This is a genomic window from Nesterenkonia sp. AY15, from assembly GCF_022565855.1.
Taxonomy (GTDB): domain Bacteria; phylum Actinomycetota; class Actinomycetes; order Actinomycetales; family Micrococcaceae; genus Nesterenkonia.
In genome coordinates this window covers 824,995-838,809 of sequence record NZ_JAJOYV010000001.1, presented here as the reverse complement: position 1 = coordinate 838,809, position 13,815 = coordinate 824,995, and the positions used below count along the sequence as shown (strand labels likewise).

Below are 13,815 nucleotides of genomic sequence, written 5' to 3'. Positions count from 1 at the left end.
TCGTCGTGGTCCACGGCGTGGACCCGGCCGTGCTGACCGAGGAAGCCGCGAACAAGCAGAGCGAGCTCGATGAGTCCCTGCCCAACGCTGCGACTCTTCCCGCTGCCTGTGGCACCCTGACCGCCTCACAGATGGATGGAATGCCTGAAGGCGGCGCCGACACCGGCGTCTCCGGCGGCTCACAGGGTGCAGATATCGCCATGGCCGCCGGCGGCGGCGCACTCGCCCTCGGAGCCATCGGTGCCGGTGCCTACTTCATGCGCCAGCGCACCGTCGAGTCCTGATCCCGAGTCGACCGGACTCTGACCGGTCGAATCGAGCCTGAGGGCTCATGCATCGCGTCACAGCGATGCGCCTACAGCGGTGGCCCCACTTCGAACTTCCGAGTTTGAAGTGGGGCCACCCCTGGTTGGGACATCGAGAGGCTCACCTCGAGCATTGATCGCTCCGGGGCACAGTTCAGCGGGTCAGGACACGTCAAGCTCCGAGGAGAAACCAGCCATCCACGCGCACATCCCATATCTACCAACTCCCTTATCTGGTTAGATGCCTCCTATGAAGCAGATCACTCGACTTGAGCACATCAGCATGAGCTACACCGACACTGGTGGTGAGAAGCCCCCGCTGGTCCTGCTTCATGGGTGGCCCCAGACCTCCCAGTGCTGGGACGCGGTCATCCCGGCGCTGGCCGAGGACTACCGCGTCGTCGCTCCTGATCTTCGCGGCTATGGGCACACCGACAAGCCGCGCGGCGGATATGACAAGAAGACGATGGCTGAAGACATCCGAGAGCTCATCGCGCACCTCGGATACGACTCTGTACGGGTTGTAGGGCACGATCGGGGCGCTCGGGTCGCCCACCGTCTGGCCCTGGACCACCGGGAGCTGATCACACACCTGACGCTGCTGGACATCGCCCCGACGCTTCACATGTTCCGAAACGGCACCATGGAGATGGCTCAGGGCTACTGGCACTGGCTGTTCCATATGAAGGACGATCTGCCAGAGCTGCTGGTCGGGCCCCACATCGAGGAATACCTCAGGTTCTTCTTCGAACGATGGACCCTGCAGCGCCACACACTCGACGCGGTGATCCCTGACTACGTGGAGGCGTTCTCCCGACCAGGAGCGTTGCGCGCCGGATTCGACGACTATCGCGCCACCGACATCGACCTGGTCCACGACGCCGAAAACCTCGACGCCGGTGACACAGTGGATCTGCCGATCCAGGTGCTCTGGGGAGATCATGGATTGGTCGCCGGGCGCGACGTGGTCCAAGCCTGGAGACCCTTCGCCCCGCACGCGCACGGCGAACCGATCACCGACTGCGGACACTTCATCCCGGAGGAACAGCCCGAGGTCCTGGTGAAGAAGCTCAAGGACCACCTCGCCTCCTGAGCACGGAGGCCTCCCCCGCTCAGGCCTACAGGGTTCCCCGCGTGGGCTCCCCCGCGAGCGGCGCGGCCTGCCGAGGGAGGTCTCGCCGCAGACTCACGTCCTCTTCGCGCGGGCGAGCAGCACGTCCAGGGCATTCTCGATCGACTCCGCGTGCTTCTCCGCCGTATAGCGATCCCGCACAACGGCGAGGCTCGCCTCCCCCAGCTGGGTCAGCTGCGCTGGGTCGGCCAGGAGCTCGGCGAGGACCTTGCGCAGCGAGCCGGCGTCGCCGGCCTGGTAGTACCGGCCGGTGATTCCCTCCACCACGGCCTCGATCTCGGGGCTTGAATCGGGGTTGCCGTCCTCGGCCAGCACCGGCACGCCGAAGCTCATCGCCTGGGTGACGTTCAGCCCGGCCCCGCCGACGGAGACTGCGAGGTCGGCCTGGGCGTAGAGCCCGCGCAGCTGGTCATAGTCGTAGACGGCGCCGAGAAACGCTGCATCCACGCCGTGCTCGGTGAACACCTGCTCGAGCCGGGGCCGCTCGGCACCCTCCCCCACGATGAGCACCTTCGGCCGCTCAGCCGCCGGCATGCCGCCGAGTGCTTCGGCGAGCAGGTCCAGCCGGTGCCGGCTGGTGAGCCGGGAGCTGTAGATGATCGTGGCGGCTGAGCCGGCGTCGTCGTCAGTGGCTTGACCCACGTGAGCGTCAGCGGCCTCCCTGGCCATGCCGGTCAGAGCCTGCGGGTAGATGCTGTTGTAGATGACCTGGATCTTCTCGGCCGGGACCCCGTAGGAGCTGCCAAGCTCCTTCGCTCGGTCCCCGTAGACGAGCAGCCCGTCGGTCAGTCGGTAGAAGGCGAGCCGGACCCGGCGCTTGAGCCCGTCCTCGGGTCGCTTCCAGCCGTGGCCCCACATGATCAGGGTGCGTCCGCGCAGCGCGGCGACCGCTGAGGCGGCCCAGGCGGAGACGGTGGGGATGCGACCGGCGATCACGTAGGCGTCGTGGTGACCCCGCCAGATCTCCCGGACCTGGCCGTGTTCCCACCAGAACTTGCCCAACGCGGAAAACTTGAGCGGCCTGACCTTCACCAGGACCTCGTCAGCGGCGGAATGGATCGAGTCGGCGGAGGAGGCTTCGGAGTTCTTGAACCGTCCCACCAGGTCGAAGTCGTACCGCGTGGACTCCAGCAGCCGGCGCAGCAGAGGCTCGCGGTAGTGCGCCACGGTGGGCTGGACCACGAAATACACCCGGGGAGGCGCCATGGGTTCCTCTCACTTTCGAGCCGACTTTGCGGCAGATGCACAAAAAGCCTCTCCTGCTGTGACCGAGGGGACCCGATCACCGGGAGAGGCTTGGAAGTGACTGGAGGGGATGACGGGAATCGAACCCGCATCGTTGGTTTGGAAGACCAAAGCTTTACCACTAAGCTACATCCCCGTGTACGCCCGGAATCTGGCCCTTTTCAGGCTGATTCACCGCCGCAACGAGTCTTCACTCTAGCAAGCCGGACTGCCTCCTCCAAACCCAACACGCCTCGGGATAGTGTCGAGGAGTGAATCTCCCAGACAACTCCTCCGCCCAGCCCGCGAGCACTCCCGCCAGCACCCCGGCCTCTGGCACAGCAGTCTCTGAGATCACGACGGCGGCGGCATCGGCAGCCGCAGTCCACGAACAGGCCGCGCAGGAACTCTCCAGCTCAGCGCATCATGAGCAGCTATGGGCGCCGTTGGAGCGGGCCCACCGCGAGCGCGCGGCGGATCTGCGCAGCCGGGCCGCACAGGCAACCGCCGCACCCGATGACGCCGCGCTGACCGCCCCACTCGCGGCACCTCTGGCAGCACCATTGGCGGCACCATTGGCGGCCCAGTCCACCCAGGACGCGCTGGCCGCCGCCCGCGCCGCGGCCGCGCAGCTTCCGGCCACCGAGCCTGGCACCTCCCGGCCCCCGCTGGACCTGCGGATCGGGATCATCTGCGACCGGTTCCTCTTCGACACCTACTCCGGGGCGGCCACGCTGATCCCGATCACCCCAGACAACTGGCAGGACCACCTCGATGACGTGGACCTGCTGCTGGTGGCCGCCACCTGGCGCGGCCACGACGGGCTCGCCTGGGACAACACGGCTGCGGAGGCTCCGGAGCGCCGTCGGCTCCTGATCAGCACCATCATCCCGGCCTACCGTGAGGCAGGGGCTCCGCCGGTCTACTACGGCAAGGAGGACCCTCCGGACTACCGACAGTTCCTCGACGTGGCCCGGGCCTGCGACCACATCTTCACCACCGCCGCCGAGGTCCTCGAGGACTACCGGCGCGACTGCCCCGCCGCCCACAGCATCGAGGTGCTGCCCTTCGGGGTCAACCCGCTGCTGCACTCCCCCATCGGGTCCCGCAGCGCACCCGCGCAGGCCCGCGAGCTGATCTTCTTCGCCGGCTCCTGGATGGCAGGCAAGTACCCGAAGCGGGCCCGCTATGCCGAATGGATCTTCGACGGGGTGCTCGACGCGGGCAGGCCGCTGGCGATCGTGGACCGCTGGTGGGAGGAGATCTCCGCCCAGCTGGACTCCGCACACCCGCTGCTCAGCCCCAACCAGCTGATCCCGGTCAAGTACTGGCCCTACCGGGTGCCGGCCATGGACCACCACGAGCTCATGGACCTCCAGCGCGTGGTGGACGTCGCGGTGAACCTGAACTCGGTCATCGACTCGCAGACCATGTTCGCCAACCGGGCGCTGGAGCTGCAGGCCGCCGGCACTCTGGTGCTCTCCAGCTACAACCAGGGCCTGAATTCTTACCACCCGCAGGTCCGCATCGCGAACTCCGCGGCCGACGTGGAGGAGAGCCTGCGCGGGCTCGACCTCGAGGAGCTGCGCCGGGCCCAGGGCGACGGCGTCCGGGAGGTCTACCTGCGCCATCACGTCTCCGACCTGCTCACCCGGGTGGCCCGGACCGCCGGCAAGGCGATGGAGCGTCAGCAGGAGCTGGTGGTCGCCGTGGCCGAGAACGTCACCGCCGAGCTCGCCCAGGACATGGCGGCGCAGAGCCTGGCCGGACTCAGCTCGTCAGCCCCTGGATTCAGCCCGGTGGAGCTGCTCAGCTGGGAGCAGCTCGGCGCCCGCGCCGCAGACCCGCTGGCGACGCCCATCGACGTGCTGCTGCCGCTGAGCGACCAGCGCCGGTATGGGCCGCACTACGCCGCCGATCATGTGGCGGCCTTCCGCTACCAGTCGGCGACGATCAGCACCAAGCTCACCGGCACCGCCGCAGAGACCGACGCGCACGCTCACCAGCACCAGCGCGGCTTCGCCGATCTGGACCTGACGGCCTGGTGGCGGCCCGAGGCGGCGGCGCTGGTCACCCCCGCGGTGCTGGCGGCCTCCGGGCAGGACGCCCGGGTCTACGCCATCGATCATCTGGGGCACGCCGCGGCGTCGTCCATCGCGGCTTCAGGGCTGCTCCCTGCAGCGCTCCCCCACCCCGGGGATGACCTGGCCGCCGTCAAGGCGGAGGTTCGTCGCACCGCGGAGGCCGAGCAGCTGGAGCTCTCGGTGATCGTGCCGATCTACAACAACGGGGACCATCTGCGGCACAAGGCGTTCGCCTCGCTGCGCCGCTCCCCGCATTTCCCGCGCACCCAGGTGCTGCTGGTCGACGACGGCTCCTCCGACCCGGTCACCGTGGCCACCGTCGAAGAGCTGGCCCGGGCCCACCCGAACGTGTCCGCCTTCCGGCACGGCACCGGGGGCTCCGGCTCGGCCTCACGTCCACGCAACACCGGCCTGGAGCTCGCGGCGACCGAATACGTCACCTATCTGGATCCTGATGACGAGGAGCTGGAGGCCGGCTATCACCTGCTTCAGCAGCGTCTGATGGAGAAGCCCGACGCCGACTTCGCCCTGGGCACGCAGGTCACCTGGACCAACCGGCACCAGATCCTGCGGGTCCACGACTGGTACACCGGCATCGAGCAGCGTGATGGCCTGTGCTGGCCGACCCGCGAGTCGCTGCGTGAGATCCGGTTCCGCCCGGCCTCGATCGAGGGACTCGTGGCACGCACCGAATGGCTGCAAGGGCTGGGACTGACCCAGCCGGTGGGTGCCACCGGGCAGGACACCTTCTTCTTCCAGCAGATCCTCTTCCATGCCCGCGCCTATGTGCCGGTGGACCGCCCGGTCTACACCTACTACGGGGCTGTGGACACCTCCATCGTGAACTTGGTCAGCCCCGGGTACTTCCGCAAGTACCTGATCCTGGAAGCTGCCCGGGCCTCCTGGCTGCGCGAGGTCGGGCTGCTCCAGGACTACCTGGACACCCGCTTCGAGCACTTCTTCGTCACCTGGTACCTGTGGAAGTTCTCCCGGGTCCCCGCCGCAGACAGGGCGGAGGCGGCAGCGGTGCTCGCCGAGATCGCCGCGTTCTACGTGGAGGACCCGAAGAATCACCCCTGGCAGACCCCGGAGGCGCTGCGCTTCTTCGGTCAGCGTCGGCTTCCGTCGGCCAAGAAGCTGCGCCCGCTCGCGGGCCGGGTCAAGCGCCGGGCCCGCAATGCTGCGGGCCAGCGACTGGGTCAGTTCAAGCGCACCCGCCTGGGACGTGGCGCCGGGGCCGTCTACCGGCGCACGCTCAAGCCCAAGTCCGATGACCAGGTCACCGCGCTGCGCGAGGTCTCCGCCGAGATCGACCGCATCCGCCGACGCGAAGCCGACCAGTGGGGCATCACCGCCGCGGAAGCGGCCTACGCGCTGGCAGTGCAGGACCGCAGCAAGGCCAACGACGCCGGCTGAGTCAGCGGCCGTATTCCTCGTAGCGACGGCCGGCGGCGGCCTGGAGCATGCCCCACCCTTCACGGTGATAGACGCTGTCCACATACCGCACCGGTGCACGCTTGAGCCGACGCGCCGCGGTGCGAGTGGCCCCATAGCCGAGCCGAACGACTCCTTCGGCGGCGATCCGCAGCCGAAGCGCCGGAGTGGGGTGCTCGAGCTGAGCGCGGCGGATGAGTTTGGTGGCGCGCACGTGACCGGCACGGATCCCGCGCTGACGCATCCAGGCGGGGCTGAGCCGTTCGGCGGGCAGGTCCTCTTCCACCTGCGCCTCGGCGCACCACCAAGACCGCGCCCCGGCGGCCTGCATCCGGCCGAAGAGGTCGGAGTCCTCGCCGCCGATGAAGCTGAACGCCTCGTCGAAGCGAAAGCCCAGCCGGGTGAACCAGTGCGCGCGGACCAACACGTTGTTGGTCGCCGCCCGGAGGCCCCAGGGTCCGGTGGGAAAATCGATGCGCCGGATGAAGCCGCTGGACTGCAGCCAGGCCGGCGGGTCCTCCCCGAAATGGGTGATCACCGGACCCGAGACGGTGTCGGCCCCGGACTCGTTCGCGCAGTCGATCATCGTGCGCAGCCAGTCCGGCGCCGCGCGTTCGTCGTCGTCGAGGAAGAGCACTGCTTCCGCATCCGCGGGCACGGCCTGCACTGCGGCGTTGCGCGCGGCGGCGATCCCCGGGCGTGGCTCATGGATGTAGTGCGCGGACGGATACCGGCTGCGGACCTGGGCCTCGGCGTCGCCCTCGGGGCTGTTGTCCACCACGATCAGCTGCGGCAGCTGCGCTGCGCCAGTTGACTGCCCTGAGTCGCCCGGGCGCCCGGAAGCTCCCAGATCCTGGGCGCGCAGCGAGGCCAGCAGCTCAGCCAGCGGGCCGGGTCGACGGTAGGTGCAGACACAGATATAGGCGTTGGCGGCGGTGATCACCGGGAGTGCTCCTGCAGCAGCTGGCGCAGCAGGGCGGCGTAGCGGCTTCCCAGGCCCGGCAGGTCGGCGTATTCGGCGACCCAGTCGCGTCCGCGCGAATCCACCGGGGTGGAGTCCGGGTCGGCGGCGAGCTCGGTGAGCGTGGCCGCGATCTCTGCGGAGTCTCCGTCGAGGAAGCTGACGTTGGGCGCGTGGCCGAGCACCCAGGCGGCCTCCCCGGTGACCGCGGCGGTGATGTGTTTGCCCAGGCCCAGCAGCTCGAAGGTCTTCGAGGGCACGGTCCAGGCGAAGGAGGCCCAGTCGGTGCGCAGGCTCACCAGCGCGGTGTCGGCCCAGCGGTAGTGCTCCCAGATCTCCTCGCCGTGCACCGGGTCGCAGAACTCCACCGCCCCGCTCTCCAGGGCCCCGGCGGCGGCGGCGATCTGGCGCAGCTGCTCCTTCTGGGTGCCGGAGCCGACCAGCCGGAGCGTGACGTCGAGCCCCTCGGTGCGCGGGATCATGGCCACGGCCGTGATGAGCCGCTCCAGCGCCTGGCTCTCCCCATGGTTGCCCAGATAGGCGATGCGCAGCTCCCCGGCCTCGCGGGAGCGGTGTTCCAGCTGCGGCACCTGCTCCAGGGCCACGCCGTTGCTGATCGTCTCCACTCGGGCGACACCGCGCTCGCGCAGCCGCTGACCGAAGCCCTCGGTGACGGTGACGACGAGTTCCGCGCGGCGCTGGACGCTGACCACCGCGGATTCCATGACTTTGCCCAGCACGCCTGCCTTGACCCCGGCCTCACGGGCGAGTTCAGGCCAGGCGTCGCGCATGTCGACCACCAGCGGGACCCGGCGGCAGCGGCTGACCAGCCATCCCGCGCAGATGGTGGGCAGCGCGGGCACGGTCGCGATGACCAGATCGGGCTTGGGAGCGCCGAGCGCGCGAGGCACCATCAGCACCGCAGAGGCCAGATCGGAGGCGAAGCGTCCTGCGCGGGAGTTCTGCAGCAGGATGTACGGGGTGCGGTGCAGCCGCTCGCCGGTGGGCCCCGGGCTGGGGCGCAGCCGGAAGCGCCCCAGCGCGCGGACCTCTTCCGGGGTGTGGTGGGAGTTCACGGCAGGCGTGACGACGTCGACCGCCCAGCCGTCCTGGCGCAGCGAGCCCACGAGGCGCTCCCAGCGGCGCTGGGGGGCCGTGCGCTCGGGCCAATAGCTATGCGTCAGAAGCTGGACCCTAGGGGTCACTGCTGCTCATCCTGGGATTCGCGCAGCTCGATGTATTCGATGAAGCCCTCCATGTTGTCGTTCTTCAGAGACCGCTGCAGCAGCTCCAGCATCTCTTCGTCCTTGAGGATCACCTGGGCGCCGCTGGCGGTGGTGGCCATCTCCCCGGTGGGGATGGTGAACATCTCGATGTCCCCGGAACGGATGTCGCGCATCTCCAGGGCGTAGCCGGCGATGGTGTTGGCGTCGAGTCCGTCATCCACGCTCAGGTAGGGGACGATGCCGTTGACCACGTCCATCACCCGCTGCGGGTTGGTGAGGGTGTCGGCGGAGAGCAGCTGATCGACGATGCCGTTGATCACCAGCTGCTGGTTCTGCACCCGGGTGAAGTCTCCGTCTGGGAAGGCCTTGCGCTCGCGGACGAATCGGAGCGCGTTGTCCCCTTCCAGCCGGATGGTGCCTTCGGGGTAGAACGCCGGGTTGTGCTGCCCGGCGGAGAAGGGCCGCGGGTTCTCCACGTAGACCCCGCCCAGCGCGCGGGTGAGGTCGGAGAACCCTTCGAAGTCGATGATGGCCACGTGGTCGATGTGGGTGTTCAGCAGCTCCTCGACCGTGTCGATCACCAGCGGGTAGCCGCCCACGCCCAACGCGGAGTTCACCCGGCCCTGGCCCTCACCGGGGACATCGACCCAGAGGTCACGCACGATGGACATCACGTAGACCCCGGACCGGTCCGCGGGGATGTGGACGAACATCATGGTGTCTGAGCGTTCGGCGGCCTCGTCGCCGATCTCGCCCCGGTACTCCAGATCGTCTTCGCCGCGGCTGTCGGAGCCGAGCAGCAGCATGTTCACCGTGCCGTCCTCGGTGCGCCCGGCGGTGTCATCGCTTCCAAGCCCCAGGTCCAGGACGTTTCGCTGTTCGTCAAAGGTGGTGCGCAGCTGGTTGACGTAGATCAGCCCGGCGCCCACCGCGACGATGAGCAGCACCGCCACGGCGATGAGACCGTTGCGGATCAGGCGGCGTCGTCGTGAGTGGTCTTTGGGGGTGTCCTCGGAAGAGTCTGTGGCGCGGTTCGACGTCGAGGCTGCCACCGGGTCCGCGGGGCGCTTGGCGGCTCTGCGGGGTCGGTGAGGCTGTGGCTCGGGCGAATTCTTTTCGGCCACAGACCCTCCTCTACACGTTCGTCGATCCGATTCATGCTAGCCCACCGATCTGGGCAGTTACGCATCGGCGCTGTTCAGGCGGACTGTTCAGGGACTCCGGTCAGGCGCGGGCCCGGCGGGGGCGGGGCTGGCAGGTCGGGCACCAGAAGGAGGAGCGACCCATGAAGGGATCCCGGCGGATGGTGGCGGCGCGCGGCGTGTCTGCGCAGCGGCGGCAGGGCTGCCCGGTGCGCCCGTAGCTCTGCAGCGAGCGGTCGAAGTAGCCGGAGGCGCCGTTGACGTTGACGTAGAGCGCGTCGAAGCTGGTGCCGCCGGCCTCGAGCGCGGCGAGCATCACGGTCTTGACCCCGTCGAGGAGCCGGGCGGCCTCGGCACGGGTGATGGTCTCGGTGGGGCGCAGGTAGTGCAGCCGGGCGAGCCAGAGCGCCTCATCGGCGTAGATGTTGCCGATCCCGGAGACCATGCCCTGATCCAGCAGCGCCCGTTTCAGCCCGGTCTTGCGTCGGCGCAGGGTGCGGAAGAAGGTCTCCTCGTCGAATCCGGGCTCCAGCGGGTCCGGGGCGATGTGCACCGCTGCGGCCGGCACGCTGCCGCTGGGGTGGGTGGAGGCGACCAGCTCGGAGATCTGCATGCCGCCGAAGATCCGCTGGTCGATGAAGCGCAGCTGCTTCGGGCGCGCGTCTTCGCCGCGGGCTTCTGAGCTCGGGTCTCCCCCTCTGGAACCTTCGTCGCCGGAACCTTCGTCGCCGGAACCTGACAGATCAGTACATTCCCCACCGAGCTGAAGCGTGATCTTCAGATGCTTCTGCGCCGGAGCGGAGGGATCATCGATGAGCACCTGTCCGCTCATGCCCAGGTGGATCAGCAGCGACTGCTGGACCGGTTCACTCCCGGAGGCGGATTCGGCAGGTGCCGCGGGTCCCTGCAGCGGGATCCAGAGGAATTTTCCGCGCCGCTGGGGCGCCAGCAGCGTCTGCTGGGTCAGTGCGGCGGCGAAGGAGTCCAGTCGGGCCGGTTCGGCGAGCGTGGTGCCCAGAGCGTGCCGGCGCAGGCTGCGCGGATCGTGGATGGTGACCTTCTCCACGGTGCGTCCGGTGGCCCAGCGGCCGATGCCGCGGCGGACCACTTCGACCTCGGGCAGCTCGGGCATCAGGCGGGTGCGTCGTCCCCGAAGCGGTCGAGGACCAGGGTGAGGATGTCGCCCTGTTCACCGCGGCCGGCGGTGAGGGTCTCCACGGTGACCCGGGCGGCTTCGCGCTCGGCCTCCTTCTTGGAGGGCCCGGAGCCGGCGCCGTACGGGGTTCCGCCGATGACCAGGGTGGCATTGAAGGACTTGTGGTGGTCCGGACCGAAGTCGGTGATCAGGTACCGGATCTCGCCCATGTCTTTGGCGGCCGCAATCTCCTGGATGGTGGTCTTCCAATCCTTGCCGGCGGTCATCGCGTCCTTGTCGCTGAGCAGCGGGACCACGAGGCGCAGCACCAGACGGCGGGCCGTCTCGGTGTCGGTGGAGAGGTAGGCGGCGCCGATGAGCGCCTCCATGGTGTCGGCGAGGATCGAGTCCTTGTCCTGCCCGCCGGTTAGCCGTTCGCCGGCGCCGAGGCTGATGTGGGGGCCGACGCCGAGGCTGCGGGCGACCCGCGCCAGGGCACGGGTGCTCACCAGCGCGGCACGGAGCTTGGCGAGGTCGCCCTCGGCCAGGTCCGGGAAGGTCCGGAACAGGTAATCGGTCACCGCCAGGCCGAGGATCGAGTCCCCGAGGAACTCCAGCCGCTCATTGGTGGGCAGGTTGGAGTTCTCGTAGGCGTAGGAGCGATGTGTCAGGGCAAGACGAAGAGTCCCGGGGGCAATATGCACCCCGAGACTCTTCACAAGCTCTTCGTGATCACTCACGTGTGATGTCGTCATGTTTCGACGACTCAGGCGTCAGCGACCTTGCGACCCTTGTACTCATAGAACAGTGGTGAGCCGGCGGAGTCGGTGACCAGCTTGGCCTGGTGAGGCTGGCTGTAGACGACGCGACCGTTCTCCACGGTCTTCACCAGCTTCGGCACAGAAGCCTTCCACTGCGAGCGGCGGTGACGGGTGTTGGATCGGGACATCTTCCGCTTTGGAACAGCCACGGTGTCTCTTTTCTCTCTAGATGATGGACAGGGTCTTGGTCAATGAAGTTCTAGGTGTTCAAGTTCTAGGTGCTGGAGCTGGACTCGGGGTCCGACTCCGGCAGTCCCGCGGCCACGTCTTTCAATGCGGCCCAGCGGGGGTCGAGCTGCTCGTGGTAATGCTCGAGGTCGTCCTCCATGCGGAATCCGCAGACGGAGCACAGTCCCGGGCAGTCCTCGCGGCAGACCGGCTGGAACGGCAGCGCCGAGACCATCAGGTCACGCAGCACCGGTTCCAGGTTGATGGTGAGGTCATTGCCCATCGGGCGGGTGTCCTCATCCTCTTGCTCTGCCGGATCGGTCCGCGCCTTCTGGGGCCAGCTGAACAACTGCATGATGTCAACGGTGAGCGGGAACTTCAACTCATCGAGACACCGTCCGCACTGTCCGGTGACCTCGCCGACGGCGGTGCCTGTCATCAGCACACCTTCATGCACCGATTCCAGACGCAGATCCACCTGCAGCTCGCTGCCCTGCGGGATCCCGATGAGGACCGTTGCGAAGCCCTCCGGGGCCGGGACAGTTCTGTGAATCTCGTGCTGAGTTCCGGGCTTGCCCCGGAGCTCCTGCACATCTACGCGTAGAGCAGTCATTGCTGAACCACTCCTCAATGATCTAGACCGACGTGCCACTCTACCAGTCAGGGTGGCTGCGGGGCGAACCCCCGATCAGATCTGGCCGACGAACTCTTTCAGCCACTCGCGCAGGTCCGGTCCGAGGTCTTCGCGGTCCACTGCCAGGGTCACCACGGCCTTGATGTAGCTGAGCTTGTCCCCGGTGTCATAGCGGCGTCCGCGGAAGATCACGGCGTGGACTCCGCCGCCTTCTTCGGCGGGCTTGGACGCCATGGCCTGCAGCGCGTCGGTCAGCTGGATCTCGTTGCCACGACCGGGCTTGGTCTGCTCGAGCTCGGCGAAGATCGCCGGGTGCAGCACGTAGCGGCCGATGATGGCGAGGTTCGAAGGCGCCTCGTCCACGGGAGGCTTCTCCACCAGAGCGTGGACGGGCACGACGTCGGCGGGCTGTCCGTTCTCGCCGTGGAGCTTGTCGTGGCCGTTGGCGTCGATGACGCCGTAGGCGCTGATCTTGTCCTCAGGAACCTCCATCACGGCGATGACGGATCCGCCGAGCTTCTCCTGGGTCTCCAGCATGGTCGAGAGCAGCTCGTCGCGCTCATCGATCAGGTCATCGCCGAGCAGCACGGCGAAGGGCTCGTCGCCGACGTGGCGCTTGGCGCAGAGCACCGCGTGGCCCAGGCCCTTGGCCTCGCCCTGGCGGATGTAGTGCAGATCGCCGAGCTCGGTGGCCTGACGGACAGCCTCCAGCTTCTTGGTGTCACCCTTGGCTTCCAGGGTGGCCTCCAGGTCGGGGACCCGGTCGAAGTGGTTCTCCAGGGAGCGCTTGTTGCGGCCGGTGATCATCAGGATGTCATCGAGGCCGGCCTTCGCGGCTTCGGCGACGACGTACTGGATCGCCGGCTGATCCACCACGGGAAGCATCTCTTTAGGCATGGCCTTGGTGGCCGGAATGAATCGGGTTCCCAGTCCCGCAGCGGGGATCACGGCTTTTCGAGTAGACGTTGTTGAACTCATGTAAACACCTTATCGTTTCCTGAATGCTTGACCAGAGGGTTCTATGAAGTTTATTCATCCGACTCTCTCAGCGGCGGCGATCCTGGAGTCGGCGCTGCACGGCACGCGGAATGAACTCAGCGACGTCTCCGCCGAGCGTGTGGATCTCCTTGACCAGCGTGGAGGACAGATGCGTGTAGCGGCCGTCCGCGGCGAGGAACACGGTCTCCAGCCCGGAGAGATGGCGGTTCATCGTGGCCATCGGGGACTCGTAGCCGAGATCCCTGGGGTCGCGCAGGCCCTTGACCAGAGCGTTGGCGCCTACCTCTTTGCAGAAATCGGTCAGCAGCCCGGTGCCCAGCGGCTTGACGCTCACCCCGCGCACATAGGAGAAGGTCTCCTGCGCCATCGCTATGCGCTCTTCGACGGAGAACATCGGGTTCTTGTGGATATTGGGCGACACGGCGACGATCACCTCGTCGAAGAGGTTCGAGGCACGGGCGATGATCTCCACATGGCCGTTGTGCAGGGGGTCGAATGATCCGGGGCACACTGCTAGCTGCATGATCTGACACTACTTCAGGTGAGCAAC

12 protein-coding genes, 1 tRNA gene and 1 pseudogene are annotated in these 13,815 nt (G+C 67.7%); 3 read left to right on the top strand and 11 right to left on the bottom strand.

Annotated features, from left to right (window positions below; all coding sequences use genetic code 11):
• Positions 1-284, top strand: a pseudogene (locus LSI54_RS03795) (hypothetical protein); the annotation flags it as partial.
• A gap of 271 nt (positions 285-555) precedes the next feature.
• The gene (locus LSI54_RS03790) at positions 556-1,398 is read left to right on the top strand and encodes an alpha/beta fold hydrolase (protein ID WP_241469877.1); all 843 of its coding nucleotides are present in this window, start codon (positions 556-558) and stop codon (positions 1,396-1,398) included.
• A gap of 93 nt (positions 1,399-1,491) precedes the next feature.
• On the opposite strand, the gene LSI54_RS03785 is transcribed toward LSI54_RS03790, so the two are convergent.
• Positions 1,492-2,643 carry a glycosyltransferase family 4 protein gene (locus LSI54_RS03785; RefSeq protein WP_241477779.1) on the bottom strand — a complete coding sequence of 384 codons (1,152 nt, stop codon included), beginning with the start codon at positions 2,641-2,643 and terminating at the stop codon, positions 1,492-1,494.
• Positions 2,644-2,744: 101 nt separating this feature from the next.
• Positions 2,745-2,818, bottom strand: a tRNA-Gly gene (locus tag LSI54_RS03780).
• Between the two features lie 115 nt (positions 2,819-2,933).
• Here LSI54_RS03780 and LSI54_RS13150 point away from each other — a divergent pair.
• On the top strand, positions 2,934-6,161 hold the full coding sequence (locus LSI54_RS13150) for a glycosyltransferase (RefSeq protein WP_241477778.1): 3,228 nt from the start codon (positions 2,934-2,936) through the stop codon (positions 6,159-6,161).
• 1 nt (position 6,162) lies between these two features.
• On the opposite strand, the gene LSI54_RS03770 is transcribed toward LSI54_RS13150, so the two are convergent.
• The 9 genes from LSI54_RS03770 to coaD form a co-directional block, all read right to left on the bottom strand.
• On the bottom strand, positions 6,163-7,122 hold the full coding sequence (locus LSI54_RS03770; RefSeq protein ID WP_241477777.1) for a glycosyltransferase family 2 protein: 960 nt from the start codon (positions 7,120-7,122) through the stop codon (positions 6,163-6,165).
• Positions 7,119-8,345, bottom strand: coding sequence for a glycosyltransferase family 4 protein (locus LSI54_RS03765; RefSeq protein ID WP_241464408.1), 1,227 nt, complete (start codon positions 8,343-8,345; stop codon positions 7,119-7,121). The genes LSI54_RS03770 and LSI54_RS03765 overlap by 4 nt, the downstream gene beginning before the upstream one ends.
• Complete coding sequence (locus LSI54_RS13145) at positions 8,342-9,490, bottom strand: LCP family protein (protein ID WP_241464407.1); 1,149 nt, start codon at positions 9,488-9,490, stop codon at positions 8,342-8,344. The genes LSI54_RS03765 and LSI54_RS13145 overlap by 4 nt, the downstream gene beginning before the upstream one ends.
• Positions 9,491-9,590: 100 nt before the next feature.
• Entirely contained in the window at positions 9,591-10,640 is a 1,050-nt protein-coding gene (locus LSI54_RS03755) for an Fpg/Nei family DNA glycosylase (RefSeq protein WP_241477776.1), read from the bottom strand.
• Positions 10,640-11,383 carry a ribonuclease III gene (rnc, locus tag LSI54_RS03750; RefSeq protein ID WP_241464405.1) on the bottom strand — a complete coding sequence of 248 codons (744 nt, stop codon included), beginning with the start codon at positions 11,381-11,383 and terminating at the stop codon, positions 10,640-10,642. The genes LSI54_RS03755 and rnc overlap by 1 nt, the downstream gene beginning before the upstream one ends.
• Positions 11,384-11,409: 26 nt before the next feature.
• Positions 11,410-11,613 (bottom strand): 50S ribosomal protein L32, encoded by a 204-nt coding sequence (gene rpmF, locus LSI54_RS03745; protein WP_058888791.1) that lies wholly within the window; start codon positions 11,611-11,613, stop codon positions 11,410-11,412.
• A 65-nt stretch (positions 11,614-11,678) separates the two neighbouring features.
• Positions 11,679-12,245 carry a YceD family protein gene (locus LSI54_RS03740; RefSeq protein ID WP_241464404.1) on the bottom strand — a complete coding sequence of 189 codons (567 nt, stop codon included), beginning with the start codon at positions 12,243-12,245 and terminating at the stop codon, positions 11,679-11,681.
• A 75-nt stretch (positions 12,246-12,320) separates the two neighbouring features.
• The gene (gene galU / locus LSI54_RS03735; RefSeq protein ID WP_241464403.1) at positions 12,321-13,244 is read right to left on the bottom strand and encodes a UTP--glucose-1-phosphate uridylyltransferase GalU; all 924 of its coding nucleotides are present in this window, start codon (positions 13,242-13,244) and stop codon (positions 12,321-12,323) included.
• Positions 13,245-13,311: 67 nt separating this feature from the next.
• Complete coding sequence (gene coaD, locus LSI54_RS03730; RefSeq protein ID WP_241464402.1) at positions 13,312-13,788, bottom strand: pantetheine-phosphate adenylyltransferase; 477 nt, start codon at positions 13,786-13,788, stop codon at positions 13,312-13,314.
• Between the last annotated feature and the right edge of the window lie 27 nt (positions 13,789-13,815).